Genomic DNA, 26,493 nt, shown 5'->3' with positions numbered 1-26,493 from the left:
AATACATAAAATTCTATTTTTATTTTGAAAACTTTATTCATTTTCTTTCAATCATTCCATGTTACAATAGAGAATCAGATGGAAAAAAGGAGATCGTTAAAAAAATGACACAGGCTCTTGAAATAAAGAATTTAAAAAAAGTATACGCAACGGGAGTTGAAGCGTTGCGAGGGATTGATTTAACGGTGGAAGAGGGCGATTTTTATGCCTTGCTTGGTCCTAATGGTGCGGGGAAATCTACGACAATTGGGATCATCACTTCACTTGTGAATAAAACTTCTGGTGAAGTAAAAGTGTTTGGTTATGACTTGGATACTGATTTGGTTCGTGCCAAACAACAAATCGGATTAGTACCGCAAGAATTCAATTTTAATCCTTTTGAAACAGTTCAACAGATCGTAGTGAATCAAGCAGGATATTATGGTGTTTCACGACAAGAAGCAATCAAGCGTAGTGAAAAATACCTTAAGCAATCCAATCTATGGGAAAAAAGAAATGTTCGTGCACGCATGCTTTCTGGTGGGATGAAACGGCGACTGATGATTGCTAGAGCATTGATGCATGAACCGAAACTATTGATTTTAGATGAACCTACTGCAGGTGTAGATATTGAACTAAGACGTGAAATGTGGGAATTCTTGCGAGAATTAAATGAACAAGGTACCACGATTATTCTAACGACTCATTATTTGGAAGAAGCCGAAATGTTGTGTCGGAATATCGGGATTATCCAATCAGGTGAATTGATTGAAAATACAAGTATGAAATCATTACTTTCTAAATTACAATTTGAAACGTTTATTTTTGACTTAGCACCGTATGAACAAGCGCCAGTTCTACAAGGGTACACTAGTACGTTTGAAGATGAGCGGACCCTTGCTGTTGAAGTAGAACGGGATCAAGGGGTCAACGGAATCTTTGATCAATTAAGTGAACAAGGGATAAAAGTGCTTTCGATGAGAAATAAATCGAATCGCTTAGAAGAATTATTCTTGAAAATCACGGAAGAAAATGGTCATGTGGAGGAAAAAAATGTTTAGTCTTTATTTTACAGCTTTAAAAAGTTTAGCCATCAAGGAAACCAATCGCTACTTGCGGATTTGGGTCCAAACACTGGTTCCACCAGTGATTACCACCTCACTTTATTTTGTGATCTTTGGGAAAATGATTGGCGGACGTATTGGTGATATGGGTGGATTTTCCTACATGGAATTTATCGTTCCAGGGTTGATCATGATGTCCGTTATCACTAGTTCTTATTCCAATGTTTCGTCCTCATTTTTTTCTCAAAAATTCCAGAAAAATATTGAAGAAATTTTAGTTGCGCCCGTTCCCACACATGTGATTATTTGGGGATTTGTGATTGGCGGACTGGGACGTAGTATCTTGGTCGGGGCGTTGGTAACGATGATTTCGCTATTCTTCGTTCCGCTAAATGTCTTCTCTTGGGGCATCGTGATTGTTACTTTGCTGATGACATCGATTTTATTTTCACTAGCGGGTTTGATCAATGGGATTTTCGCACAGTCGTATGATGATGTGTCGATCGTGCCGACCTTTGTCCTTCAGCCATTGACATACCTCGGTGGTGTCTTTTATTCGATCTCTATGTTGCCACCGATCTGGCAGGCAATTTCTAAAGTTAATCCGATCGTTTACATGATTTCAGGATTTCGTTATGGGTTCCTTGGAACGACAGATGTACCCATCATGGTTTCGATCACGATTCTTGTGTTATTTAGTTTAGTGCTTTATTCACTATGCTGGTATTTAATCAATAAAGGTAGAGGGTTAAGAAGCTAGAGTTTGTGGAATGATCAAAAAAACTTATTCGGTTTTCTACAGAAACGGATTGATTTGATCAAATTTTTGGTAATAGACAAGAAATAGTTGAGTCTAGGATAGATGCTTATCCTAGACTTTTTTTGTTCGATTAAAGGACTTCCTCATACAAATTTAGACGATCTACTCTTAAATTAACTAAATATAATATGTTAAAATGATAACTAAACTTTAGTTTTTAGTGTTTTATCTAGTATAGAAAAATAAAAAGGGGATATGGAATGACAATTGAATTTCGCGAAACGACGTTAACTGATGTGCCAGCCGTCATGAAAATCATTAATGAAGCAAAACGGTTATTAGCTTCCGCTGATAGTCCGCAATGGCAAAATGGTTATCCAAATGAAGAAACGATCAGGCAAGATATCGATAAAACATGGTCTTATGTTTTGGTAGTCGATGGAATCATTGCTGGAACATTAGCCTTACAAAAAACACCTGATAAAAATTATCAAGAAATCTTTGAAGGAAGTTGGGAAAAAGCTGATGCGCCCTATACAACAATCCATCGCATTGCACTAGCTGATGCATTTCGCGGACAAAAGCTGGCTTACCGACTCGTTGAGTATGCAGAAGCAGAAACAAAGGCCTTAGGAATGGCACAAGTAAGAGTTGATACGCACAAAAAGAATACTAGTATGCAACGTATCATGGCTCATTGTGGGTTTGAGTTACGTGGTATCGTCTATGTCGACGATGAGATAGACAATGAACGATTGGCGTATCAAAAATTGCTTTAGTAAAGGAAGCAGTGGTTTTGCTTCTTTTGTTGATTCCTAGTATAATGACTCTGTTTTTTAGAATAGTGAACGAAGAGTATTACATGGCGAAACTACAATGAAATGGAGAGTTATCAGTGAAAGAAAATTTTTGGGCAGAATTACCGAAGCCCTTTTTTATATTAGCACCAATGGAGGATGTCACAGATGTGGTGTTTCGACATGTTGTGCAGGCGGCAGGAGCGCCCGATGTGTTTTTTACAGAATTTACAAATTCCGATAGTTTCTGCCATCCTGATGGTAAAGAAAGTGTCAGAGGTCGCTTGACATTTACCGAAGATGAACAGCCGATGGTTGCTCATATCTGGGGTGATAAACCAGAATTTTTTAGACAAATGAGTATCGAACTAGCAGAAATGGGTTTTAAAGGGATCGATTTGAATATGGGATGTCCGGTTCCTAACGTTGCTGAACGTGGGAAAGGGAGTGGCTTGATTCTTCGTCCGGAAGTTGCAGCGGAACTTATCGAAGCAGCGAAAGCAGGAGGATTACCTGTAAGCGTCAAGACAAGAATCGGCTATACAGAACAAGAAGAGTTGGAAGGTTGGTTGAGTCATTTATTGAAACAAGATATCGCCAATCTTTCTGTTCATTTACGTACGAGAAAAGAAATGAGTAAAGTAGATGCGCATTGGGAGTTGATCCCTCAAATCGTAGCATTAAGAGATCAACTTGCGCCACAAACGTTGCTTACGATCAATGGCGACATTCCTGATCGGCAAACGGGCTTGGAATTAGTTGAAAAATATGGCGTAGACGGGATTATGATCGGTCGTGGGATCTTTAAAAATCCTTTTGCTTTTGAAAAAGAACCAAGGGAACATTCAGCAACTGAATTGATTGATCTTTTACGTCTGCAATTAGATCTCCAAGACCAATATGCCAAAGAAATCCCCCGTTCAATGACTGGGCTACATCGTTTCTTTAAAATCTATATCAAAGGATTTCCGGGCGCAAGTGACTTACGTGTTCAATTAATGAATACTAAATCGACCGACGAAGTCAGAGCGCTTTTAAATGCTTTTTCTAATCAAGAGTAACCGATGAAAATTTCAAGAATACTGTATTCTGTTTGTATTTTTGAATCTTATAAAAGAAATCAGAGGTAGATAAAACGCCGAATGATCCGAATGAATTTTCGTGATCATTGGGCTTTTTTTGTAAAAGTAGTTATTTAATGAGAAAATTGAATGGCAAATGAGACAAAACTTGTCACAGTCTCTTCTAGTATCTCTAAAAACGAATAAACGAAGTTCAAACATCAGCTCCTTGAAATAAGCCTGAATTTTTCAAAACATGAGAAGCTGTTTCAAAAAATTCTTTCTTATTGTCATCAGAGCTACCCGATGTTTTCACGACCTCTGATTCACGGTGTTCAAAGAGCTGACCTTCGGCGATAAGTCAAAAAATCTCAAAACATGGGAAGCTGTTTCGAGATTTCCATCCTTAATGCTCCTGCGATTACTCGTCGCAGTTTTTACTCGGTGAGCGCTCAGGTCAAAACACTCTTTTCACGACCTCTTGTTCACGGTGAGACAAAAGTAGCATCTTCGGAAAATTTGCTGAAATTTACCAAAAATTTGAGAAGCACCAAGTAGGTAACAATCAACATCAAAAACGAGTTTTTGTGTTTCTTGTCAATTTTCGGAAATTCCTTCTTATTTCTTGAGGCTAAACACTTTTGTCTCAACCTCTTTGAGCATATTATTTTATCACTTGATAAATTTTGCGTTATCATTAAATTTATCAAGTGATAAAAAAGGTAAGTAGGTGATCCCATGAAAAAAATTATTGTCATTGGGGCGGGAGTAGCTGGATTAAGTGCCGCAGTTCGGTTGCAAAAGCTAGGATATGAAGTCACACTGTACGAAAAAGATCGTCAAGTTGGCGGGAAAATGAATCAAATCAAAACGGCAGGATTTACCTTTGATTTAGGACCAACGATTGTGATGATGCCAGAAATTTATCGGGAAGTATTTGAATTTTGTGGGAAAGACCCCGATGACTACATTCCAATGAAAAAAGTTGATCCAATGTTAAAACTGTATTTCAACAAAGAGGAACCAATCGAGTTTTCCAATGATTTAATTGAATTGACAAAGACGTTGGAAAACATTTCGCCAGAAGATACACAAGGTTATTTCGCATTTTTAGCAGATATCTATCAGCGATATACGATCGCAAAAGAAGCCTTTATCACGAAATCATTTCGTGGTTTTTGGGATTTTTATAATCCTAAATCATTATGGGCAGGGATCCGCTTGCGGACATTCAGCGATGCGTATACGTCTATTTCTAAATTTGTGAAGGATGACCGTTTGCGTAAATCATTGGCTTTTCAAACACTTTATATCGGGGTATCGCCTTATCAAGGACCCTCTTTATATACGATTATTCCAATGATCGAATTATTTTATGGCGTTTATTTTATTGAAGGTGGAATGTATACGTTAGCGACTTCATTGGCTCGATTGTTTGAAGAATTAGGTGGAAAGATCGTTTACGAAACATCAGTAGATGAAATCCTAATTGACAATAAGATTGCTAAAGGGATCCGAATCGGGAAAGAACAAGTGATGGCTGATGCTATTGTATGTGGCGCTGATTTTCCTTATGCGATGAAGGAATTAATTCCTGATGAAAGAAAACGGGGAAAGTATACAAATAAAAAAATCGCTAAATTTGAATATTCATGTTCTTGTTTTTTGATGTATCTTGGCTTAGACAAGAAATACCCAGAGGAACACTTGCATAGTATTTATTTTGCAGAAGACTTTAAACAAAATGTTGATGATCTCTTTGAACGAGGAAATTTACCAGATGATCCATCTTTTTATTTGTACCGACCGTCATTGATGGATGATTCGCTTGCACCTGAGGGTCAGGAAGGCTTATATGTCTTAGTACCAGTGCCAGAATTGTCAAAATATGAGAAGTGGACGGAACAAACGATGCAAGCCTATCGCCAAAAAATCATCCGATTGCTCAAAGAAAAGACGATTTTTAAGGATATCGATGAGCATATCGTATCCGAAACATTGATCACGCCCAAAGATTTTTCTGAACGTTTCAATGCTTATAATGGAGCGACTTTTGGCTTAAAACCGACATTGAAACAAAGTAATTATTACCGCCCGCATAACAAATTTTCTGCAGCAGAAAATTTATATTTTTGTGGGAGTAGTACCCATCCTGGCGCAGGGGTACCAATTGTTATGCAAAGCGCAAAATTAGCGGTAGAGGAGCTGTTGAGAGATGATAACCATTAACAATGATCCTTTTCAAGAATACCAAAAAGATTTTGCCTATTGTGAATCAATCATCAAGAAAAATTCAAAATCGTTTTACCTGGCTTTCTCACAGTTGCCTAAACGAAAAGCTCAAAGTGTCTATGCCGTGTATGCGTTTTGCCGACGTGCAGATGATTTGATTGATCGCGACAACAATCAAGCGGGATTGAGACAGTTAGAACGGCAATTGCTAGATTTTAATGAGGGAAAGGTTCCCAACGATCCAGTCTGGCGTGCGCTATCAGTGGTCTTTGACAATTTCCCCATGGTAACCGCTCCTTTTTTTGATATGCTGACTGGTCAACGAAAAGATGCTGATTTTAAGCAACCAGAAACAAGAAAAGATCTTGAAGAATATTGTTATTACGTTGCAGGTAGTGTAGGTTTGATGTTGCTTCCGCTTTTAACTGAGCGCCCAGCTGACATCGTTGTACCAGCTAAAAAATTAGGAGAAGCGATGCAGTTAACGAATATTTTACGAGATGTTGGAGAAGATTATCAAATGGGGCGAATCTACCTGACAAAAGAAGACATGACTAGATTTGGGGTAGCAACTACCATGTTAAAAGAAAAGCAAGCCCAAACACAATTAGTCGCTTTATGGGAGTCACTGGCTCAGCAGGCTGAAACCTTATATGAAGAATCTTTTGAAATGTTTCCTCTTATTACAGAAGATTGTCGTCAAGCACTTGCCAGTGCTGCGTTTATTTATCGTGAGCAATTAAATATCGTGAGAAAACAGCATTATTCTTTATTTGATAATAAGAATAAAGTTAGTCATTATCGAAAAGTACAGCTTTTAAAAGAGGTCAAAAGTTATCTCAAAAGCTATTGAACCGTCTGATTATTAAAGAACCGAATATAAATTCAATATTGTTGTTTTCAAACGATCATTAGTTGAAAAAATTGAAAGCAATGAGCCCGAGACCAAATGATATGCTCCCCCTATATAGGACACTGAAATATAAAAGTCCTGTATAGGGGGGATTTTGTATGCCGAAAAGAAAGATGAAACTCACTCCAGAAAAACGAGTAGAACTAGTAGAAAGCTATTTGAATGGTGAAGACAGTATGACCAGCCTAGCTCGCACTGCAGGCATTAGTTGGGCTGCTTTAAGTAACTGGGTTATGCTTTATGAGAATGAGGGGCCTACTGGCTTATTAGCAAGACGAAAGAATACACACTATACGATTGAAACAAAGATTCAGGCTGTAAATGATTACCTAAATGGTTTAGGGAGTCTGTCGGAAATTACTAAGAAATACGGACTAAGACAGTCTAAACAACTACGAAATTGGATAAAGATATATAATACTCATGGAAACTTCAAAACAGAAAGCGGTGGAAGTCAAATGAGTCAATCAAGAAAAACAACCTTCAAAGAACGGGTGGAAATTGTCCACTATTGTATTGTGCATGATCATAACTATGGCAAAACGGCTATCAAGTATCAGGTATCGTACCAACAAGTACGTAATTGGGTACTAAAATATAAGGAAATGGGCGAAGCCGGCTTAAAAGATCGTCGAGGACATCGAGCTGGAACAGAACCCAGTCGGACACCAGAAGAAGAAATGCGTGATCGACTGGCTGAACAAGAACGCAAAATTAAACTGTTAGAAATGGAAAATGACCTCTTAAAAAAAGTCAGGGAGTTAGAAAGGAAGTGGGACTAGACCTCATCCGTCATATCTTTGAATACCAAGCAATTAAGGAACTCCATGATCTCAAAAATTATTCGATAAAATTAATGTGTGATTTTTTACACGTCTCCAGATCAGCGTATTACCGTTGGTTAAAGCAACCAAAATCAGCTCAAACTATCTTTAACGAGCACCTGGCAGACCTAATAAGATACATCTATGAAGCAGATAACGACAAGGGGTATCGGAGAATCCGTGACGATTTGGTTCAAAACTTTGGTTTGCACGTCAATGACAAAAGAGTCTTGCGGATTTGTCGTAGTCTTCAAATTAAATCTACCGTCAAACACCAGCCAAGCGGAATTACTAAAGCGTCCAATAATCCTTATCATATTGCCAAGAACTATCTAAATAGAAATTTCCATGCAGATAAACCAAATGAAAAATGGCTAACTGATATCAGTGAATTCAAGTACACTCTAGGAAACCAAGTAAAAAAAATTTATCTTAGTGCCATTCTAGACTTAGCAGATCGGCGTATTGTTTCTTTCGTCATTAGCGATAGAAATGATAATAAGTTGGTTTTTGATACCTTTGACGAAGCGATTCGACTTGAACCTGTGGCTCATCCGCTATTCCATAGCGATCGAGGGTTTCAGTACACCAGTAAAAACATGAGAAATAAAATCAAAAATCAAGGGATGAAACAAAGCATGTCTCGTGTAGCCCATTGTATTGATAATGGGCCAATGGAAGGGTTCTGGGGAACATTGAAACGTGAAAAATACTATCGTCGTAAATTTACAAGACGCGAAGATCTCGTATCGATGATCGAAGATTACATCAACTACTATAACAATGGCCGTTATCAACGATGCTTGAAATCCAAAACGCCATTACAAGTTCACCAACAGCTTTTAATGGCAGCGTAATAATCGTATCTCTTAGATGGGTGAAATGTCCTTTGTTTCGCACATCTGAGGGATACGCCAACCAAGCGCAGCCGAGGTTTAAACAATGAAAAACAAAAGAACTGTTTGCCACAAAATTAGCAAACAGCTCTCTAAAAATTTTATTATATTTCCGTGTCCACTTGACGGGGAGCCAACCAAAAAAGGTTGTCGGGCTTTTTATCACTGTTTTGTTACATAGGTCTTTCTATGCGAGAAAAATTTTCAGATAAAAATAAAGATTTAGCGGAATATTTTAGAACTTGTCGTATATTATTCATGACCAAGGTAATAGTTTTACCAACTAAATGCTAGGAGGATGGAAGAATGGGACCAATTGCAGTTACGCCTGATCAATTAAAATCACAAGCGAAGATCTATCAGCAATCAGCGCTCCAAATACAAGAGGCTATCCGAAAAGTAAATACGATGAACCAGCAAATTGCTCATAATTGGAAAGGACAAGCTTTTCAAGCATATCTTGATCAGTATCACCAGTTAGAAGGTAGCGTTAAACAAATGACACAATTATTTGAAAGTATTTATGAGCAACTCAACAACTATGCGAATACCGTTTCAGAACGGGATCGTCAAGATGCTCGGAATTTTGGGTTGCTATAGCGTTTATCAGTAAAAACCAATCTTCGTTTGACTTGTACCCATTAAAGCAGCAAATGTCAGTTGTTTTTTAGCTATTTTCATTTGGTTTTTGTTTTGATTCCTTGACTTTAAATGTAAAAAATAAGCCATACATGAAAAAAGGGGTAACTCAATGAAACAGGGAATAGTCATTGATATTTGTTTGCAAATCGAACAGCAAACGATCGACTTGCAAATACCTAGGGAAATAACCATTAGGCGCTTAAAGGAATTATTTGTGAACGCACTTCAGGTTTCTTCGATCGTGCTACCGGCTGCGTTCGATTTAGAAGTGACAAATAAATCAATACGATTGAATGAAGAATTTCTTTTATCAGATTATCCAATTAGTCATGGTGACCAACTGTTAATCAAGCCACGTATCCTTAATGGTGGTGACAACAAGTAATTGAAGAGCGAAAAGGATGTATTTAAAAAAGAAGGTATTAAAATAACCGATGAACGAGTGGAAATTCAGCTACAAGCGAATCAATATGCGCTGGATCAGATCGAACAATATACATTTTTTTTAAAACCTAAAAGAAATTTACTGGCAGGTGACGTTAGCCATTTATCTACAGAAAAATTAATCATTCAATACAAAAAAACAAATCAAATGAAGTGTTTCTCACAGGTTTTGATTAAATTAGATTTTTACCAACGATTATTGCTTGCCCAAAAAGTCAATCAATTGTGTGATTTTATGAATGGACCGATCCAACCATTGTTTCATCCCGATAATTTGTTTCTGTTTGGAGAAGAGATTTTTCTTGCACATCGAGGGTTTATGCAAGTTATCGCTCCATATACGGTCACTGAAAATGATTTTCTGAAGCAATATCGGGCACTGGTGTTGGCTATCTTATATCCTAATTTGAGTTATGAGAGTTTAAATGGAGGAAGTGAAGGATTAACAGATGACTTGTCGAAATTGCTCCATGGAGCAAAAAATGTAACAGAAATCAATCAGATTATTAGCGACCAAATCGAAACACAAAAGGAGATTCGAGCGACAGAATTACGTGTGGTCAGTAGGAAAAATTACTTTATTTTTAAATGGGGTAGCCTTTTATTCAGCTTGTTAACCATCCTTTTTGCTTTATTAACAGGAAATTATGCGTTTTATCAATTACCACAGATAGAACGGAGCGTGGATGCACAAGCAAAATATATAGCCAAGGATTATGCAGGTGTTTTAACGGCTTTAGCAGATGTAACCCCCAGTTTGTTTTCTCAAAGTATCAAATATATAGTGGCTGTTAGTGTCATTCAATTAGATCATTTAACTTCATTAGAAAAAACAGCTATTTTAAATCAATTATCTCAAGAGTCAAGTGAGAATCGTTTGCTTTATTGGATTTACATTGACAGAAATAATCTCCAACAGGCATTGGATATCGCTCAAAATATAGGAGATGAGCAGTATCTTTTGCATGTCTATACTAAGTTATATCTGACAGTGAAAATGAACGATCAAATGAGTGGTGAAAAAAAGCAAAAATTACTAAAAAACTATCAAGAAAAAATTAGTCAATATAGCAAAAAGCCAGGAGAGAATAAATCTGAAAATCCCACAAAATAAGACACTATGCACCGAAAATCAGATGAATATCAGTCTTTCCATCCTTTTTGATCTCTTTTATTTTGGGGAGATGTTTATTCATGAAGTATTTACTCAAAATGATAAAGAGCTGGTGATCGCCGGCAAAAAAATCTGTTATATCAAACAGCATATAAATTTTTCAGACTCTTCGATCAAAGATGATCCGAGGTTTCTGATATTAAAGCATGAAACATTGCAGAGAAAGTGGATCGATCCACCGAATCAATTGATTGATATTTCATGTGCAACGACCTCTGCTTTGATGATTGAATCAGATGCAATGATTGCGATAGATTATCAGGATAATAACTATCAATTGAGTATATATCCTAGTAAAGCACCCGTTTATTATAACCAGCAACTTGTAACAAAAGGTGTATTTACTTTCCAAGTAGGTGATCAGATCGTAGTGGATCAGTGGATTATCGAAAGGCGGGAAAAGCAGTGGCAGATCATCGGTTTAGGTCAAGCGATCCAATTAAATCCATGGGTACTTTCTGAAGTCCCTTATATACCTGAATATCCTAAGCACTTCCCCTTTTTTAGAAGAAGCCCTAGAATCTATCTGGAAGAGCCAAAAGTACAAGTGGAGGTTCGATTACCGAGACACGAAGCAGCTCAGGAGAAACAATCCTTTTTTAAATTGGTTCTCCCGTCTTTAGGTATATTTATCTTAAGCGGAATGTTTCTATTTTTTAGCAATCGAAACCTGCTTCTGATACTAGGTATGTATGGACTTAATTTATTGACGTCCAGTATCTCTACTATCAATTATTTATTAAATAAAAAGAAAATAAAACGAAAAAAAAGTGAACAAAAAATAACTATCCAACAATATAGAATCAAAAAAGCTTTTGAATTAAACAGGTTACAGCAAAGACAAAAAGAAGTTTTACAGTACATGTATCCTTCTAATGATCAATTAGCACGAATGACAAAGGAATGTCATCCAAGAATCTATGAACGTCGACCAAAGGATAAAGATTTTTTAACTGTTTGCTTAGGAATAGGCGAACGTCCATCCAGTTTTAAAATTGTTAGTTCTCATTTGGATGAGGATCAATGGAACGATGAAGTTCTATCCGATTTTATTCGTCCTTATCAGAAATTAAAGAACGCACCTATTGCGATTTCGTTTGCAACTCAGTCAGTGGGGCTTGTCGGTCCATCGAATGTTTTGCAGGAAGCTCTTCAATCTTTACTATTTCAAATTTCTGTCTTGCACTCTTACCAAGAGGTTGAGTTTATCACTCTTCTTCAAGAAAAAGAATATGAAAAAACATGGAAAAATTGGCGTTGGTTACCACATCATACGTTGCGATCCTTTCCACTTAAACAAAGAGGGCTCCTATTCAATTTAAAAAATCGAGAGTTGGTTTTAAGTGCATTTTATAAGATCCTTTCTAAAAGGAAGCAAAAACTACAACATGCTGATTATCAGAAGATAGCTTTTAAACCAACTTATGTTTTTTCAATTATCACAGAAGAAGGCTTGTGGGAGCATGAAATCAGTGAGTTTTTAACGGAAGAATTAAATCGGTATGGTGTCGTAGTTATTTGGGCGAAGGAATCTATCGATCAGTTGCCTGAAACTGTAACGACGTTAATAGCGTATCAAAGTCAAGATATTGCTATGTTGATCAATCATAAAGAACAACACATTAATCAACCATTTACACCTAATCGTTTACCAACTAGTTATCCACTTGAACAAGCAATTTTTCGCTTAGCTAACTTATTCCATGAAGAAATTGAAAATCAAAATCTGCCAGAAAAAATCAATTTATTAGAGCAATATCAAGTTCAGACTGTTGAGGAGTTAATGATTTCTAAGCGCTGGTTGAACGCAGAGCCAAGTAAGACATTACGTTCATTGATCGGCTGGCAGAGAAAAAATCAGGGAATCTACTGGGATCTCCATGAACAGGCACATGGACCTCATGCTTTAATTGGTGGCACGACTGGTTCAGGGAAGTCAGAATTTCTGATTACTTATTTAGTGGGATTAGCCATCAATTTTTCTCCTGAAGATGTAGGGATTCTAGTGATTGATTGGAAAGGTGGCGGCCTCGCACAAACAGTAAGTAAGTTGCCACATTTTATGGGTGCGATCACTAATTTAGACCGAGTTGGTACGTCCCGTGCATTGATCAGTATCAAAGCGGAGCTGGAAAAGCGACAAAGGTTACTTGCGACCTATGAAGTAAACAACATCAATGAGTATATGCAGTTATACAAACAACGAAAACAAAGGAACGTTTCTGCGTACCCTGATCAGCCGCTGCCTCATCTTTTTCTAGTATCCGATGAGTTTGCCGAATTAAAAGTCAATGTGCCAGAATTTTTGGAGGAGCTGACTTCAGTAGCGCGGATTGGTCGTTCACTTGGCGTCCATTTAATTTTAGCTACCCAAAAACCAGCTAGAGTAGTCAACGACCAAATCGAGGCGAATAGTAAAAGTAAAGTGGCATTGAAAATGGCAAGTGTTCAAGACTCAAATGAACTTTTACAAACAACAGATGCAGCTTATGTATCAAGTCCAGGGTGGGGTTATCTTAAGGTAGGAGAAAATGACGTCTATGAATTGTTCCAAAGTGGTTATACAAAAGCACCTTACGCACCAAACCAATCTCTTGAAGATGAACGGATCGTTGTTGTGAATGAATTTGGTCAAAAGGAAGCCCTCTTTGCTCCTACAGAAAAAGATTCGAGGAAAGCAGCGGGCAGTATAGTTACGCAATATGAGGCAGTCAGAAGGTTGATTGTACAAACTTTTCAACAATCAACATTTAGCCAACCATCACAACCTTGGTTACCAGAATTACCAACGTGGTTAGTAATGCCTGTCTTTAAAGGAAATGAGCGGAATACATTAAAGGTTCCCATAGGCTTGTTAGATGTACCTCATGAGCAAAAGCAAAGTCATTATTACTATGATTGCGAGAAAAGTAGTCATACCGTTGTATTCGCTAGTTCTGGATATGGAAAATCTACGTTATTACAAACAATTGTTTTAAGTCTTGCAAGACAAAATACTCCGAATCAAGTATGGTTTCATCTAGTTGATTTTGGTACTAATGGCCTTTTACCGTTGAAGAAGTTGCCACATGTCGTTGACATCGTCACTTTAGAAGAAGAAGAAAAAAGACAAAAAATGTTTGTGAGAATCAATCGATCATTGGCGGAGAGAAAACAACTGTTTAAAGAAAAGGGTGCCACAAATCTCTACCAATACCAAGAAAAAACGAGCATCCAACTACCGATCATTTTTATTATATTAGATAGCTACGAGAGTTTGGGGATAGAGGATAAACGAAAAGATTCCATCGATGAAACAATCGTGCATTTACTAAGAGATGGTGCAAGTTTAGGGATTTATCTTATTCTATCTGCCAATCGTGTCGGGAGTATTCGCCTAAATATGATGAGTCAATTTGCAACAAAGCTATTTATGTATTTACATGATGAAAGTGAAATCAAACAAGTGCTGGGAAGAGAAGCGATTGTTGCGTTACCTATTAAAGGAAGAGGTCAAGTGATGCTTGATCGACCAACGATATTACAATTTTATTTACCCACTAATGGTCGAAATGAATCAGAAATATTCGAAAAAATGGCAGAAGAAATAACAAATATAGATCAAGACTGGGTAGGAAAACGTCCTGAAAAAATCCTGATGGTGCCCGAACGGTTAACGCCAAAAATTTTCAGTCAGTTTGTGCGCAATAAAGAAAAAGACTTGGTGTATCTAGGTTTGAATAAGCAAACAGTTGAGGTGGAATCATTTGCATTTTTTCTTGGAAAGCAGCTAGGTTTATTTTTTACTTCCAATGTACAATTGCAGAGGATGTTTTCATGGTGGCTGTCACAAATGATGGATGTGGAAGAAAATGTTATTTTAATCGATGTTTCTGGAACATTGGAGCAAATAAAAAACGAAGTGACTTCGTATTTTAGCTTGCATGATGTCGCAAAACGAAGTGAGAAATTTACTCATTTCTGGGATGAACTGTGGTTCACGCCAAAAACGAGAAAAATCGTAGTTCTTAATGGACTGGCTGATTTCGTGGAAGAAATGGAGTTACTCTCGGGAGAAGTGGGCAAGTTATTAAATAGAGGAAATTCGTGTTTTCAATTCATTTTTATTGATCTGTTAGCGAAAACTGGCAATTTTTATGGTGGAATGACTCAAATAGTAAAAGAAAATGTTTCTCAGATCCTTTTTGATGGGAGTCTCCAAACTCAAGGATTTGTTGATGATTTTACATTTACAAGAGAAAATAACCCAAATAATAAAAATAGTTTTTACAGTTTAAAGGATGGAAAGTTGGAAATCATAGTAGTTCCTGTCGAAGAAGAGTGAGGGTAAAAATGATACCGCACTAAAAATAATGTACCCGAACAAGAGGGCACGGGTGCAAGGGTTAGCTCCAACAACAGAAGGAAGAATTTTTTGTAATAGCTTCTCAAGTGTTCGAAAATTCATGCGATTTCGAGGAATTAATTCTGGAATGTCTATTTGGCAAGAAGGTATGCTCACCATTTATTCATTTTTACACCTAAAAGAGTCTGGGAAGTCCTTTTTTGTCCCAGACTCTTAACGGTAATTTTTTTGAAAACTTCTTCTTATTATTGAAGTTTAAAGCATTTTTTTCTGTCTTTGGCAAAAAACTCAGGATCACTCGTAAATAACGTTGGCATAATAAATAGTTACATTTTTTTTTCGAGTAATTTTAATTCTTGGATCATTGCTTTTTTTCGCGGGTATTTTTCTTTTAATTCTTTGATCAACAATTGAACCGAGATCATGCTGTTTGGTAAAGTAGCCATTTCTTCAATATATCTCACCAGTTTATGATAATGATTCCGAGTAGTCATAGTGTGGGCTATTTTCCGCAATTCATATTCATATTTCTGTAATAGTGCTTCGGGAGTCTGTTTTTTTAAAATATTGAAATAACGATTAGCTTCTTTGATTCCAGAGGTCTCTAACACACGATTCAATAATAGATCATAGCATTTTTCCTGTGAATAAAGTAAGCCAATGTCTTGATGATTATGTAATTCTTGGAACAAACGGTTTCGCAACGATATCCATTCGTCTTTTGAACAAGTTTTTTTCAATTGGTGAACTAGATTCATATCTAATGCATCATTCTCAATCAATAACTTAAAAACTTGATTTATGTATGCTTCTTTTTTTCCTAATTTATAATAGAGTTTTTTTAGAGAATAACGATGAAGTTGAACGAGATCAGGAGATTGACGATCCAAAAGCAGACTCTCCTGTAATACTTTTTCTGCTTCTTTGTATATTCTGTTTTTAAGTAAGTAATTAACATATTGTGTCCTGATAGTAGGGGAGTGCCAGTTTTCTTGGATAGTATGTTGAATTTTTTGCTTGGAATAGTTTAAGTACTCCATTTGTTTAACAGATAAAATTTGTTTCTTTTTTTTCAATCCTCTTTTTTTGTCTGCGGGTTCTTTCTTCAACGAGGAAGCAGATTGTTTCTCATAGTATGCTTGATATTTATTGATATCAAAAGAAGCATCTGAATAAATATATTGTTGAAAACGTTTTGCTAAGTGGTCATTTTCCTTTAAAATCATCTTTAAAAAAGGACGGATTTGTGAATCTTCCGCGTAGGAAACCAAATATGCGCTGTTATTTGCATCTTTCTTTTGTAAGTATTTATTGTATTCGAATAAAACGGCTACTAAATGGGGACAATGATCGTTCGATAAGCAGGGGCAGCTACAAACCATTTTTTCTAAATAAAAGTGGTCAACGAGGTCAATGATTGCATGATAGTTTTCATTACTAGTAATGTTGGCAGTAATCTGTTTTTGCTTAACCTTAAAGTTTTTTACCTGTTCCCCAATAAAATAGGAGTATCCTAAATCTATTGTAGTTTCTAAAAAATATTCTTTCCAGTTGTTCACCTAATCTCCTCCTTTATATTAATTCTTACTTAATAAGTTTAACGGATAAATGAATGAAAAACAGTATTTTTTTGTTGATACGTAAGTTATTTAATTTTAATATAAATGGCTATTTTTAGGTATATTTTTTATAGTAAAATAATTACCAATTGTTGTTTAAAGAAATTTTTTTATTCTTTCGTGATTGTGAGGGCGTTTTTCAATTTCTAATACAGCAATTTTGTGTAGCAAAGAGTCTAACGTGATATGTGACATTTCTTCCTCTACTTTTGCTTGGAGTTGGGTATAGCTTGCCGTCAATGTTTCTTGAATATTCGCACCAACGATACAATTTGGGTTTGTTTTCGGATCCACTTGAATGAGATTAGTATTTCCTTCAATACTTTTATAAATATCTAAAAGTGAAATTTTTTCAGGAGAACGAGCTAAAGAAGGTGCAGCTTTTCCGACTTGCGTAATAATCAAATTCGCTTTTTTTAGTCGGCTCATGATTTTACGGACATTAGCTGCACTGGTTTCAATACTTTTCGCAATCATCTCACTAGATAACATATCGCTATCTTGAAAAATTGCTATGTAGGCTAAGATGTGGATCGCATCGCTCAATTGTAAAGAATATTTCATACTATCCCATTCCTTTCGACGTTTATTCTTGACTTATTTTAACATACTCTTTAAGATAATGGTGTAACTTAAAAATGTACAGGTTTTATTTAAAAAATTTATCAATGTGAAAAAAGGAGTGGTTAGAATGAATTATCTCATTACTGGAGCAACTGGTGGTTTTGGTAACTATGCTATGGAGTACTTAAAACAGCTCGTTCCTCAGGAAAATATCTATGTGTTGGCGCGGAATGAAGAAAAGGGAAAAACACTTGAAGAAAAGGGTTGGAATGTCCGTTTCGGAGATTATGCTGATTATTCTTCTATGAAAAATGCCTTACAGGGAATTGATCGCTTGTTGTTTGTGTCTGGTGCACCTGGTAATCGGCAAGCTGAGCATGAAAATGTTGTGAAGGCCGCAAAAGCAACTGGTGTTTCTTACATTGCTTATACTAGTTTTGCTGATGCCGATCACTCGACCAGTATTCTAGCGCCAGATCATCAGTTTACAGAGAAAGTAATTGCTGATTCTGGAATCGCACATACTTTTTTACGTAATAATTGGTACTTAGAAAATGAATGGCCACTCATTGAACTTGCCTTAAAGAATGGGCGCTTTATTTATTCAGCAGGTGAAGGTAAAACTGGCTGGGCATTAAAACGAGAATATGCCGAAGTTGCAGCAAAAGCACTAGCGAACTTGAACTTTCCAGAAGTTCTTGAATTATCGGGTAAACCGATTACGTATGAAGAACTAGCTAAAGAATTAAAAAAAGTGACAGGCAAACCTATTGATATTGTAGCTACCAATGACCATGAGTTCATCAAAAATTTAGAGGAGGCTGGTTATCCTGAATCTGCTGCACAAATGTTTGCAGCTATTCAAAAAGATATCAAGAATAATCAACTCGATGTTTCCTCAAAAGATTTTGAACAAGCTTTGGGACATCCACTTGTCTCTTTAAAAGATGGACTAGAAGAACTGTTGAATCAATAGTTGTAAAAAGCGGTTGAGACAACGTTATTAATTTTATGAAACAAGGGTAAATTCTCGCAAGTGACAAGAAGTATAAAAATAAGGTTTTTACGGTTGACACTTACCTGCTTACTGTTTCTTATTGAGTTTATTGCTGAAAGTTTAGTCAGTGAAAACCGTGAACAAAAGGTCGTGAAGCATCGTTTAGCTCTGATAACCATAAGAAAGATTTTTTGGAACCAGTTTTTTGGTTTTGAAAAATTCGGACTTATTTCAAAGAGTAGCTGGTTGAACACTGTTTATTCGTTTTCACACCTATTTAAAGAGTCTGGAATCAGGCTCTTTTTTTGCATTTAAGTGATAAGTAGAAGATTGACTTTTTTGAATGTAATAAAAAAAACACTTACGAGAAAATGAGAAATATGCTACGATACTTTTCGTGACAAATTTAAAGGAGTGGTATAGTTGCCTACAAACAAAAAAGAAGGAATTATTTTTACATCACTAATGTGTTTTCTCATGGTCTTAGGAATGAGTGTGTATAATCTCTGGCTTCATGGGGATTTATATTTTTCAAATCTATTGATTGGTTTAGTTCCAGGATTCATCGTGGCTTTTATTCTAGATGTCTTTATTGTTGGTGTGATTGCGAAAAAAATAGCTTTCAAGTTGCCAGTAAATTCAGAAAGTAAATTTCAAATGATCGTAACGATTTCTTGTCTGATGGTCTTAGGAATGGTTACCTGTATGTCGTTGTTTGGTGTTGTGATTGAGCAGGGAATACCTGACCAATTACTTTCAGCGTACCTTACCGCATGGAAAATGAATGTGATTGTTGCATTGCCTTTGCAATTACTAATCGTAGGTCCTATCTCTCGATTGGTATTAAGCACGATCCAAAACTAAAAAGATCTTTTAGATTATAAAAAAAGAGGATGCGACTTGTATAGCATCAAGAGATAAAAGAACTTGCCTAAAATTGCGTATACGCTTATTAGGAAGTTTCGTTTATTTTTTGAATGAGCTACTTCAGTCACATGCTCTTTTTTTTAAGAACAATTAATCAAAAAATGTTTGCATCATTTCACGAACCTGTGTACACCATTGTAGTTCTTGCTGGCAAAGTAAAATTCTTCGTTGAATAACGACATAGCGTCCAAATTCTTCTTTTTTATTTACTGAAAGATCTGCTAGTTTTGCTTGGTTTTTTTGCATGATTTTGTTTAATTGTTGTTCTCTTGTAAATAAAAGACCCGTCGCTGTTGTTTTATCTAAGGTAGAAAAAGCGTACAGTTTGGCTAAAAATTCATCTTTTTGAGTAGGAGCAGGGGTCTCTTCTTTGATCCATTCTTCTACGATCGCTTTTCCTTCATTGGTGAGGGTATAAATTTTTTTCTGCGAATGTTCTTCGATTTCCAGGACAGAAATATAACCTTTCTGGTCTAATTTAGCCAGTGTCGTGTAAATCTGACTGTGGTGAGCTTCCCAGAAAATGGTGATTAATTGTTTTAGTTCATAACCGGAACGAGGTTTAGACAAAAGAACGCATAATAAGATATAGGCTAAAGTATTCATACGATACCTCCTGACTGATTTTCTCTTATTATAGCATATTTTTTATTTTTGTTTTTACATGTGCATATTGACATGTAAAATAAATCATGTATGATGCTAGATAGAGAAAGGAATGGGGAATTTGGAGAATCAAATAGAAATCAAAGAAGAACTAACAGAGAAAGGACAGGAACAAAGTAAAGGAAAGAATTCAGCGTTAGTAGTCGCTGCGACTTGTATGTTTGCATTTATGGGAGTCGGCTTAGTAGATCCTATTTTAAAAACGATTGCTGCTCAATTAGATGCAACACCTGCCCAAACGACATTATTATTTACGAGCTACATGTTGGTAACGGGAGTAGTGATGTTGTTTACAGGTTTTTTATCGAGTCGAATTGGTTTGAAAAAAACATTGATGGCAGGTTTGGTCATTATTGTTGTATTTGCTGGCTTAGGTGGATTGTCCAATGATATTGGTACATTGATCGGATTGCGTGCTGGTTGGGGTGTAGGGAATGCTTTATTTGTTTCAACAGCACTTGCGACTATTGTAAGTATTTTAGTGGGGAACACTGAAAAAGCTATTATGATGTATGAAGCAGCACTAGGCTGTGGGATGGCTGTTGGACCATTAGTTGGCGGCATACTAGGAAGTGGCTCGTGGCGGTATCCTTTTTATGGGGTAGCTACGTTGATGTTTATTGGCTTTTTAGCATTGGCGATCCTTCTTCCAGAGGCAGGAAAACCACAAAGAAAGGTTGGTTTTTGGGAAGGGGTCAAGGCATTAAGTAATCACAAATTGCGTTCCGTTGGTCTGATTGCCTTATTATATAATTTTGGTTTCTTTACGTTACTTGCCTATGCACCATTCTTATTAGTGGGGTATAGTGAGTTAGAGGTCGGTTTTGTTTTCTTTGGTTGGGGCGTTTTATTAGCAATTGCTTCGATTTTTGTCGCACCAGTACTAGAACAAAAATTCACTACTTACCGAACGATTTTAGCAGCGTTTGTTTTCTTTATTATTTGTTTGGCGTTACTAGGTGCCGGTTCAACTATCCAAATTTTAGTGCCAATCAGCATTGTACTTTCAGGTTTTTTCCAAGGGATCATCAATACATTATTGACAACGATTGCTATGGAGATACCAGGTTTACCAAGAAATGTGGCTTCTTCAAGTTATAGCTTTGTTCGTTTCTTTGGTGGGGCATTAGCGCCATTTATTGCAGGGATCATTGGCGAAAAACTAGGTGAAAGTTATGCTTTTTATTTTGCTGCGATCATTGTCGTAATTAGTGTCTTTTGTATTATTCATCATCAAAATTATTTTGTAACAGATGAAGATCAATAAAAATGAGGTTTTGAAAGAAAGAATAAAAACCGAAAAAATAGTTAATGATGAATCAATAAAACCTTGAATTTCACATACTGTGTTTCAAGGTTTTTTTTCTGTTATTTGTGACGTTCGATCTACAGTTCTGGTAACTGGTATCGTGAGAGGATTTATTTTTAACATGTGTTTCAACGAAAAAGGTCAATGAATACACTGTTTTTGTCATAAATCATGTTATGATGAGAATAAGACACAGCCAGTAAAAAGTGAGGAAAAGCGATGATTGAAGAATATTTCAAAGAAGTAGGTATCACGTTGGTTGAACTTCCCATCGAGTTGGTGGATGATCGACCCGTTTATGGTGGTTATCTAAAAGAGCTGCCTGTAATCAATGCGACAGGAGAATCTCGAAAAATCATGCACCAGAAACTAGCGAGTATGTATCAAGCCTATCGTGAACAACTACTTACAGATATGGAAATAGAAAAAGAAAAAACAATGAATCTGTCGACAGAAGAATTGTTAAGATATTATGATGGTGAGACATTCGATGGGTTTGCTATTTTTTCTAACGATAATGAAGATCATCTTGGCTAAAATAAGCTATTATCGACTTAAAGTTACGCTAAATGCGTTTCTTTTAGTCGATAATAGCTTATTTCAATCATTGTAGTTATGAGGCATTCTAGTTAAAGCGCTTGGGTAAGTTATTTTTGTTTAATTGATATTTGAAAGACAAATGGAAAATCCCGGCAATCAATAAAGTGATCGTATAAGCAATCGAATGGTGGAACGCTAGATTGTAATTGATCACAGCTAAAATGCCTAAAGCGAGCATATAACTAACATGTAGCCTTTGAACAATGCCTTTAGGACCAATTTTTTGAAGATAAACTTGCCATTTTTCCTGAGTGGGATTAAAATTTCTTTTTTTTATTTGGAAAAAAGTGGCTAAAATCATCACTCCTATAAAGGCAGCGATGTTTAAAGAAATCAAGTATACTAAAAATATCGTGAAAATTTCGAACATAAAAGTAACCTTTCTAACTAAAAAACTTTTCAAGAATCAAAAAATAAAGAAAAATTTTGTCATATTTTTATTGTGAAGACTAAAATGTTTCGTGTGAAACATTTTAGCGGATTTGACCTTCGCCGTAAATGATATATTTCGTAGAGGTCAGTTCATTCAATCCCATCGGACCTCGAGCATGTAATTTCTGAGTAGAAATACCGATTTCAGCACCAAAACCAAAAACAGCTCCGTCAGTAAAACGAGTTGAGGCATTCACATAAACCGCAGCGGCGTCCACTTCGTTCAAGAAACGTTGGCTTGCTTGGTAACTATCCGTAACGATGGCTTCAGAATGTTTTGTATTATGGCGATTGATATGGTCGATCGCTTCATCTAAAGAATCAACGACTTTCACAGCCAGAATATAGTCTAGATATTCCGTATCCCAATCAGCTTTTTCTGCAAGGGTTGCAGTTTCTAAATATTCCATGGCACGCGTATCTGCACGTAGAGAAACCCCATGTTCTACTAATGCTTTTTCAATAACAGGTAAAAAGAAAGGGGCGATCTCTGAATGGATCAACAATGTTTCTGCAGCATTACAAACAGATGGACGAGAAGCTTTTGCATTGACGATGATATTCGTTGCCATGGTCAACTGAGCATCTTTATCGATATAAATATGATTGTTACCAGTGCCAGTCTCAATGATTGGGACTGTGGCTTGTTCCTTCACTCTTCTGATCAAATTTGCGCCGCCTCGAGGAATCAACACATCTAAGTACTCTGTTAATTTCATTAATTCAGCAGCCGTTTCATGAGATGTATCGTCCACAAATTGAACAGCGTAAGGAGACAGGCCAGCATCAGTTAACGTTTGTTGCAGAAGCTTCACTAATAATTGATTGGAAAAGAAAGCTTCCTTTCCGCCTCTAAGAATAACGGCATTTCCTGATTTAAAAGCCAAGCTGGCTGCATCAGTCGTCACATTCGGTCTAGATTCATAAATGATTCCGATGACACCAAGTGGGACACGTTTTTTTCCAATCAGTAACCCATCAGCATTCTTCCACATTTGTTCTACTTTTCCAATTGGATCCTCTAATGAAGCGATTTTACTGATTTCTTCAGCCATATCATGGATACGCTCAGGCGTTAATCGTAAGCGGTCAAGCATCGTTTCGCTCATCTGATTTTCGGTTGCTTGCTCTAAATCTTTCTGATTGGCTTCAAGTATCGCTCCTTGATTTTTTTTGAGCATCAATGCCATCTGTTTGAGAAGGTCATTTTTCTGTTCTGTGCTCATCAAGGCAAGAGTTTGGGCGCTTTGTTTTGCATTTTTTCCAAGTTGATTTAAATCAGTCATACGTGTTCCTCCTTAAATAAGGTTCCAAGTTCTTTACCGGCTAAAAGATCGAAAATAATGGTAGGATTTTTTCCGTTTGCCAGGATCATTGTACTGTTGGCTTCAAAAATACGTAATGCTGCTTGTAACTTACTAGACATTCCTCCTGTTCCAAAGGTGCTGCCAGCACCACCCGCTTGTGCCATTAAACACTCGTCAATGACCGAAACGGTTTGATACATCTTTGCATCTGGATTTTTTGAAGGATCGGCGGAATAAAATCCGTCAATATCAGATAAAACAATTAATAAATCTGCTGTGATCAATTTTGTAACGATCGCAGATAGTTGATCATTATCACCAAATTTCGTTGTATGTTCAAGTTCATCGACTGCTACAGTATCATTTTCATTAACGATCGGGATGGTTCCCATTGCTAATAACTGTTCAAGTGTGTTGATTACATTGACTCGACTTTGAGGAAAATCGATCACATCCCGAGTAACGAGGATCTGAGCTGTTTGCTGATTGTAAACACTGAAACGTTGATTATAAATGTTCATCAATTCTGCCTGCCCGATCGCAGCGATTGCTTGTTGTTCCGGGATCGTTGTGGGGCGTGTAGCTTGATTCATTTTGTGCATCCCGACACCAACAGCGCCGGATGAAACTAATACGACTTCTTTCCCTTGATTCCGAAGATCAGACAAGACAAAGGCAAGCTGATCAATCGCAGCGAGGTTGATGTTTCCATTGGGATAGATTAAAGTACTCGTTCCCACTTTAATAACAATTCGTTTGGCTTTTGTAACTTCTTTTCGCATGTGACACCTCTAACTAAATACACGTTTTGATTTCGTTCTATTCTACTTGTTTTACACCATAAAGTCATGTATAAAATTTATTTTTTTATGACAGCAGTATTTTATTCATCTTAACATAAATTAATGAAGAATTTTTTAAGTCGTCCTTTTGGTATCATGAATATGGTAAAATAAATATAGTCTATTTTGGGAGGAAATTCGGTGAGAAAAAGAGGATTTGAAGTTATTTCAACATATGCACAACAAAAGATACAATTACCTCAACGAGCAACTCATCATGCTGCTGGATATGATTTTGAGGCGGCAGAAGATATTGTTATTCCAAGTATTTGGAAAGCTGGATTAAAACAAGGGATAACAGCTCTTTCAGAGGTATTGAAAAATGAAGAAACAACAGTCGACGAGAAAAAATTAAAACCAGTTCTTGTTCCTACTGGGATCAAAGCCTATATGGGAGAAGATGAATTTTTACAATTAGCCAATCGTTCAAGTAATCCGTTGAAGCGTTTTTTAGTTTTAAGTAACGGAGTAGGTGTCATTGATAGTGATTACTATAATAATGATGCAAATGAAGGGCATATCATGTTCCAATTTACTAATTTTGGTTTGAAGGATGTTGTCATCAAAAAAGGTGAGCGAATTGGACAAGGAATTTTCTTACCATTCTTAAAAGCAGATCAAGACCAAACAGAACAGGCCCGTAAAGGTGGCTTTGGTTCATCAGATGTATAACTACTCAAGGTTTATTTAATTCAAAAATAATTATTTAAAGGAGGCGGGACAATGGCAAAAAAAGCGAAAGTCCAGTTTGTTTGCCAAAATTGTGGCTATGTTTCGCCTAAATTCTTAGGGCGTTGCCCAAATTGCGGGAAATGGAACACGATGGTCGAGGAAATCGAGCAAGATACGACTGACCGTAGAACACGAACAAGTTTGACTGGAGAAAAAGCCAAACCAACGAAAATTGCAGAAGTGATTCCTAAAAAGGAACCACGAGTCAAAACAAAATTAGATGAATTGAATCGAGTTTTGGGTGGGGGCGTAGTTCCGGGGTCAATGATTTTGATTGGTGGCGATCCAGGCATCGGCAAATCCACATTACTTTTACAAGTATCCCAACAATTAGCTGATATCGGCGGGAAAGTATTATATGTTTCTGGAGAAGAAAGTGCAGAACAAATTAAATTACGTGCCGAGCGTTTGGGCTCAATCAATACAGAATTTTACTTGTATGCTGAAACTGATATGAATGAAATTAGCCGTGCCATCGAACAGATTTCACCAGATTATGTGATCATTGATTCGATTCAAACGATGACACAACCTGATATTACGAGTGTAGCAGGGAGTGTCAGTCAAGTGAGAGAAACGACTGCTGAGTTGTTGAAAATAGCGAAAACAAATGGGATTGCGATTTTTATCGTAGGACATGTAACGAAAGAAGGATCGATTGCGGGTCCACGTATGCTTGAACATATGGTTGATACTGTTTTGTATTTTGAAGGAGAACAGCATCATAGTTTTCGTATTTTGAGAGCAGTAAAGAATCGATTTGGTTCAACAAATGAAATTGGTATATTTGAAATGCATGAACATGGATTAGAAGAAGTTGCGAATCCTTCCCAAATCTTTTTGGAAGAACGATTAGAAGGAGCAACAGGCTCAGCGATTGTTGTGGCGATGGAAGGTACCCGCCCAATTTTAGTGGAAATCCAAGCACTGGTAACACCAACAATGTATGGAAATGCTAAACGAACCACTACTGGCTTAGATTTTAACCGAGTATCATTGATCATGGCAGTTCTCGAAAAACGAGCAGGCTTACTGTTGCAGAATCAAGATGCTTACTTAAAAGCAGCAGGTGGGGTAAAATTAAATGAACCAGCCATTGATTTAGCGATTGCTGTGAGTATTGCTTCCAGTTACAAAGAAAAAGGGACACAACCGACAGAATGTTTTATTGGCGAAATCGGGTTGACGGGCGAAATTCGCCGTGTCAGTCATATTGAACAGCGTGTCAAAGAAGTACAAAAGCTGGGTTTCACAAAAGTTTATTTGCCAAAGAACAATCTAGGAGGGTGGAATCCTCCGACTGGCATTGAAGTCGTAGGTGTCGCTACCTTGGCGGAAACGTTAAAACGTGTCTTTCGTTAAAAATA

The 26,493-nt window shown here is 36.7% G+C and carries 24 protein-coding genes; 18 read left to right on the top strand and 6 right to left on the bottom strand.

What is annotated here, in order from left to right; all coding sequences use genetic code 11:
- Window positions 1–104 precede the first annotated feature (104 nt).
- The 12 genes from IGK21_RS12510 (at window position 105) to essC (ending at window position 15,110) form a co-directional block, all read left to right on the top strand.
- Window positions 105–1,040 (top strand): ABC transporter ATP-binding protein, encoded by a 936-nt coding sequence (locus tag IGK21_RS12510; RefSeq protein ID WP_010720660.1) that lies wholly within the window; start codon window positions 105–107, stop codon window positions 1,038–1,040.
- A complete protein-coding gene (locus IGK21_RS12505) occupies window positions 1,033–1,803 on the top strand; it encodes an ABC transporter permease (protein WP_010720659.1) in 771 nt (256 codons plus the stop codon). Before IGK21_RS12510 ends, IGK21_RS12505 begins: the two co-directional genes overlap by 8 nt.
- Window positions 1,804–2,063: 260 nt before the next feature.
- On the top strand, window positions 2,064–2,582 hold the full coding sequence (locus tag IGK21_RS12500; RefSeq protein ID WP_034700089.1) for a GNAT family N-acetyltransferase: 519 nt from the start codon (window positions 2,064–2,066) through the stop codon (window positions 2,580–2,582).
- Between the two features lie 116 nt (window positions 2,583–2,698).
- Window positions 2,699–3,661, top strand: a complete 963-nt coding sequence (locus IGK21_RS12495; RefSeq protein ID WP_181914726.1) for a tRNA dihydrouridine synthase — start codon at window positions 2,699–2,701, stop codon at window positions 3,659–3,661.
- Window positions 3,662–4,399: 738 nt separating this feature from the next.
- Window positions 4,400–5,890, top strand: a complete 1,491-nt coding sequence (locus tag IGK21_RS12490; RefSeq protein WP_034700086.1) for a phytoene desaturase family protein — start codon at window positions 4,400–4,402, stop codon at window positions 5,888–5,890.
- Complete coding sequence (locus tag IGK21_RS12485; protein WP_034700083.1) at window positions 5,877–6,746, top strand: phytoene/squalene synthase family protein; 870 nt, start codon at window positions 5,877–5,879, stop codon at window positions 6,744–6,746. Before IGK21_RS12490 ends, IGK21_RS12485 begins: the two co-directional genes overlap by 14 nt.
- A 158-nt stretch (window positions 6,747–6,904) precedes the next feature.
- Window positions 6,905–7,588: a helix-turn-helix domain-containing protein gene (locus tag IGK21_RS12480; protein WP_034700759.1), complete on the top strand. Its 684-nt coding sequence runs from the start codon at window positions 6,905–6,907 to the stop codon at window positions 7,586–7,588.
- Window positions 7,579–8,487, top strand: a complete 909-nt coding sequence (locus IGK21_RS12475) for an IS3 family transposase (RefSeq protein WP_197538272.1) — start codon at window positions 7,579–7,581, stop codon at window positions 8,485–8,487. Before IGK21_RS12480 ends, IGK21_RS12475 begins: the two co-directional genes overlap by 10 nt.
- 345 nt (window positions 8,488–8,832) lie before the next feature.
- Window positions 8,833–9,126: a WXG100 family type VII secretion target gene (locus tag IGK21_RS12470; RefSeq protein ID WP_010720654.1), complete on the top strand. Its 294-nt coding sequence runs from the start codon at window positions 8,833–8,835 to the stop codon at window positions 9,124–9,126.
- A gap of 151 nt (window positions 9,127–9,277) precedes the next feature.
- Window positions 9,278–9,553, top strand: coding sequence for an EsaB/YukD family protein (locus tag IGK21_RS12465; protein ID WP_010720653.1), 276 nt, complete (start codon window positions 9,278–9,280; stop codon window positions 9,551–9,553).
- Window positions 9,554–10,726 (top strand): type VII secretion protein EssB, encoded by a 1,173-nt coding sequence (gene essB, locus IGK21_RS12460; RefSeq protein WP_034700076.1) that lies wholly within the window; start codon window positions 9,554–9,556, stop codon window positions 10,724–10,726.
- 70 nt (window positions 10,727–10,796) lie between these two features.
- Window positions 10,797–15,110 carry a type VII secretion protein EssC gene (essC, locus tag IGK21_RS12455; protein ID WP_438719439.1) on the top strand — a complete coding sequence of 1,438 codons (4,314 nt, stop codon included), beginning with the start codon at window positions 10,797–10,799 and terminating at the stop codon, window positions 15,108–15,110.
- Window positions 15,111–15,457: 347 nt separating this feature from the next.
- On the opposite strand, the gene IGK21_RS12450 is transcribed toward essC, so the two are convergent.
- Both IGK21_RS12450 and IGK21_RS12445 read right to left on the bottom strand, forming a co-directional pair.
- The gene (locus tag IGK21_RS12450; protein WP_034700067.1) at window positions 15,458–16,690 is read right to left on the bottom strand and encodes an SWIM zinc finger family protein; all 1,233 of its coding nucleotides are present in this window, start codon (window positions 16,688–16,690) and stop codon (window positions 15,458–15,460) included.
- Window positions 16,691–16,846: 156 nt separating this feature from the next.
- A complete protein-coding gene (locus tag IGK21_RS12445; RefSeq protein ID WP_010737255.1) occupies window positions 16,847–17,314 on the bottom strand; it encodes an Rrf2 family transcriptional regulator in 468 nt (155 codons plus the stop codon).
- 127 nt (window positions 17,315–17,441) lie between these two features.
- Between IGK21_RS12445 and IGK21_RS12440 the strand changes: the two genes are divergently transcribed.
- Window positions 17,442–18,290: an SDR family oxidoreductase gene (locus IGK21_RS12440; RefSeq protein ID WP_034700065.1), complete on the top strand. Its 849-nt coding sequence runs from the start codon at window positions 17,442–17,444 to the stop codon at window positions 18,288–18,290.
- A gap of 444 nt (window positions 18,291–18,734) precedes the next feature.
- Entirely contained in the window at window positions 18,735–19,175 is a 441-nt protein-coding gene (locus IGK21_RS12435) for a DUF2798 domain-containing protein (RefSeq protein ID WP_010720646.1), read from the top strand.
- Between the two features lie 153 nt (window positions 19,176–19,328).
- On the opposite strand, the gene IGK21_RS12430 is transcribed toward IGK21_RS12435, so the two are convergent.
- Window positions 19,329–19,844, bottom strand: a complete 516-nt coding sequence (locus IGK21_RS12430; RefSeq protein WP_010720645.1) for a PadR family transcriptional regulator — start codon at window positions 19,842–19,844, stop codon at window positions 19,329–19,331.
- 112 nt (window positions 19,845–19,956) lie between these two features.
- Between IGK21_RS12430 and IGK21_RS12425 the strand changes: the two genes are divergently transcribed.
- Together IGK21_RS12425 and IGK21_RS12420 are read left to right on the top strand one after the other, a co-directional pair.
- A complete protein-coding gene (locus IGK21_RS12425) occupies window positions 19,957–21,171 on the top strand; it encodes an MFS transporter (protein ID WP_034700062.1) in 1,215 nt (404 codons plus the stop codon).
- Between the two features lie 261 nt (window positions 21,172–21,432).
- On the top strand, window positions 21,433–21,750 hold the full coding sequence (locus tag IGK21_RS12420; protein ID WP_010737260.1) for a hypothetical protein: 318 nt from the start codon (window positions 21,433–21,435) through the stop codon (window positions 21,748–21,750).
- An 88-nt stretch (window positions 21,751–21,838) separates the two neighbouring features.
- Here the strand turns inward: IGK21_RS12420 and IGK21_RS12415 are convergent, their stop codons facing one another.
- From IGK21_RS12415 to proB, 3 genes are all read right to left on the bottom strand, one after another.
- Window positions 21,839–22,183, bottom strand: a complete 345-nt coding sequence (locus IGK21_RS12415) for a hypothetical protein (RefSeq protein ID WP_010720642.1) — start codon at window positions 22,181–22,183, stop codon at window positions 21,839–21,841.
- Between the two features lie 103 nt (window positions 22,184–22,286).
- Entirely contained in the window at window positions 22,287–23,531 is a 1,245-nt protein-coding gene (locus IGK21_RS12410) for a glutamate-5-semialdehyde dehydrogenase (protein WP_034700060.1), read from the bottom strand.
- A complete protein-coding gene (proB, locus tag IGK21_RS12405; RefSeq protein ID WP_010720640.1) occupies window positions 23,528–24,334 on the bottom strand; it encodes a glutamate 5-kinase in 807 nt (268 codons plus the stop codon). The genes IGK21_RS12410 and proB overlap by 4 nt, the downstream gene beginning before the upstream one ends.
- A 201-nt stretch (window positions 24,335–24,535) precedes the next feature.
- Between proB and IGK21_RS12400 the strand changes: the two genes are divergently transcribed.
- Both IGK21_RS12400 and radA read left to right on the top strand, forming a co-directional pair.
- Window positions 24,536–25,066 (top strand): dUTP diphosphatase, encoded by a 531-nt coding sequence (locus IGK21_RS12400; protein ID WP_010720639.1) that lies wholly within the window; start codon window positions 24,536–24,538, stop codon window positions 25,064–25,066.
- Window positions 25,067–25,117: 51 nt separating this feature from the next.
- Complete coding sequence (gene radA / locus IGK21_RS12395; protein WP_010720638.1) at window positions 25,118–26,488, top strand: DNA repair protein RadA; 1,371 nt, start codon at window positions 25,118–25,120, stop codon at window positions 26,486–26,488.
- Window positions 26,489–26,493: the final 5 nt, after the last annotated feature.

The sequence above is a fragment of the Enterococcus sp. DIV1421a genome, from assembly GCF_051711025.1.
GTDB classification, from domain to species: Bacteria; Bacillota; Bacilli; order Lactobacillales; family Enterococcaceae; genus Enterococcus_B; species Enterococcus_B hirae.
The sequence above is the reverse complement of the archived record's forward strand: the minus strand, read 5'-3'. Positions and strand labels throughout refer to the sequence as shown.

What these genes read in the sequence shown, in the direction of transcription:
- IGK21_RS12440 (WP_034700065.1), top strand. Translation starts at nt 17,442, where the DNA reads ATGAATTATCTCATTACTGGAGCAACTGGTGGTTTTGGTAACTATGCT.
- IGK21_RS12500 (WP_034700089.1), top strand. Translation starts at nt 2,064, where the DNA reads ATGACAATTGAATTTCGCGAAACGACGTTAACTGATGTGCCAGCCGTC.
- IGK21_RS12415 (WP_010720642.1), bottom strand. Translation starts at nt 22,183, where the DNA reads ATGTTCGAAATTTTCACGATATTTTTAGTATACTTGATTTCTTTAAAC.
- IGK21_RS12425 (WP_034700062.1), top strand. Translation starts at nt 19,957, where the DNA reads ATGGGGAATTTGGAGAATCAAATAGAAATCAAAGAAGAACTAACAGAG.
- IGK21_RS12470 (WP_010720654.1), top strand. Translation starts at nt 8,833, where the DNA reads ATGGGACCAATTGCAGTTACGCCTGATCAATTAAAATCACAAGCGAAG.
- IGK21_RS12445 (WP_010737255.1), bottom strand. Translation starts at nt 17,314, where the DNA reads ATGAAATATTCTTTACAATTGAGCGATGCGATCCACATCTTAGCCTAC.
- IGK21_RS12420 (WP_010737260.1), top strand. Translation starts at nt 21,433, where the DNA reads ATGATTGAAGAATATTTCAAAGAAGTAGGTATCACGTTGGTTGAACTT.
- IGK21_RS12490 (WP_034700086.1), top strand. Translation starts at nt 4,400, where the DNA reads ATGAAAAAAATTATTGTCATTGGGGCGGGAGTAGCTGGATTAAGTGCC.
- IGK21_RS12485 (WP_034700083.1), top strand. Translation starts at nt 5,877, where the DNA reads ATGATAACCATTAACAATGATCCTTTTCAAGAATACCAAAAAGATTTT.
- IGK21_RS12410 (WP_034700060.1), bottom strand. Translation starts at nt 23,531, where the DNA reads ATGACTGATTTAAATCAACTTGGAAAAAATGCAAAACAAAGCGCCCAA.
- proB (WP_010720640.1), bottom strand. Translation starts at nt 24,334, where the DNA reads ATGCGAAAAGAAGTTACAAAAGCCAAACGAATTGTTATTAAAGTGGGA.
- radA (WP_010720638.1), top strand. Translation starts at nt 25,118, where the DNA reads ATGGCAAAAAAAGCGAAAGTCCAGTTTGTTTGCCAAAATTGTGGCTAT.
- IGK21_RS12505 (WP_010720659.1), top strand. Translation starts at nt 1,033, where the DNA reads ATGTTTAGTCTTTATTTTACAGCTTTAAAAAGTTTAGCCATCAAGGAA.
- IGK21_RS12465 (WP_010720653.1), top strand. Translation starts at nt 9,278, where the DNA reads ATGAAACAGGGAATAGTCATTGATATTTGTTTGCAAATCGAACAGCAA.
- IGK21_RS12480 (WP_034700759.1), top strand. Translation starts at nt 6,905, where the DNA reads ATGCCGAAAAGAAAGATGAAACTCACTCCAGAAAAACGAGTAGAACTA.
- IGK21_RS12510 (WP_010720660.1), top strand. Translation starts at nt 105, where the DNA reads ATGACACAGGCTCTTGAAATAAAGAATTTAAAAAAAGTATACGCAACG.
- IGK21_RS12430 (WP_010720645.1), bottom strand. Translation starts at nt 19,844, where the DNA reads ATGAATACTTTAGCCTATATCTTATTATGCGTTCTTTTGTCTAAACCT.
- essC (WP_438719439.1), top strand. Translation starts at nt 10,797, where the DNA reads ATGTTTATTCATGAAGTATTTACTCAAAATGATAAAGAGCTGGTGATC.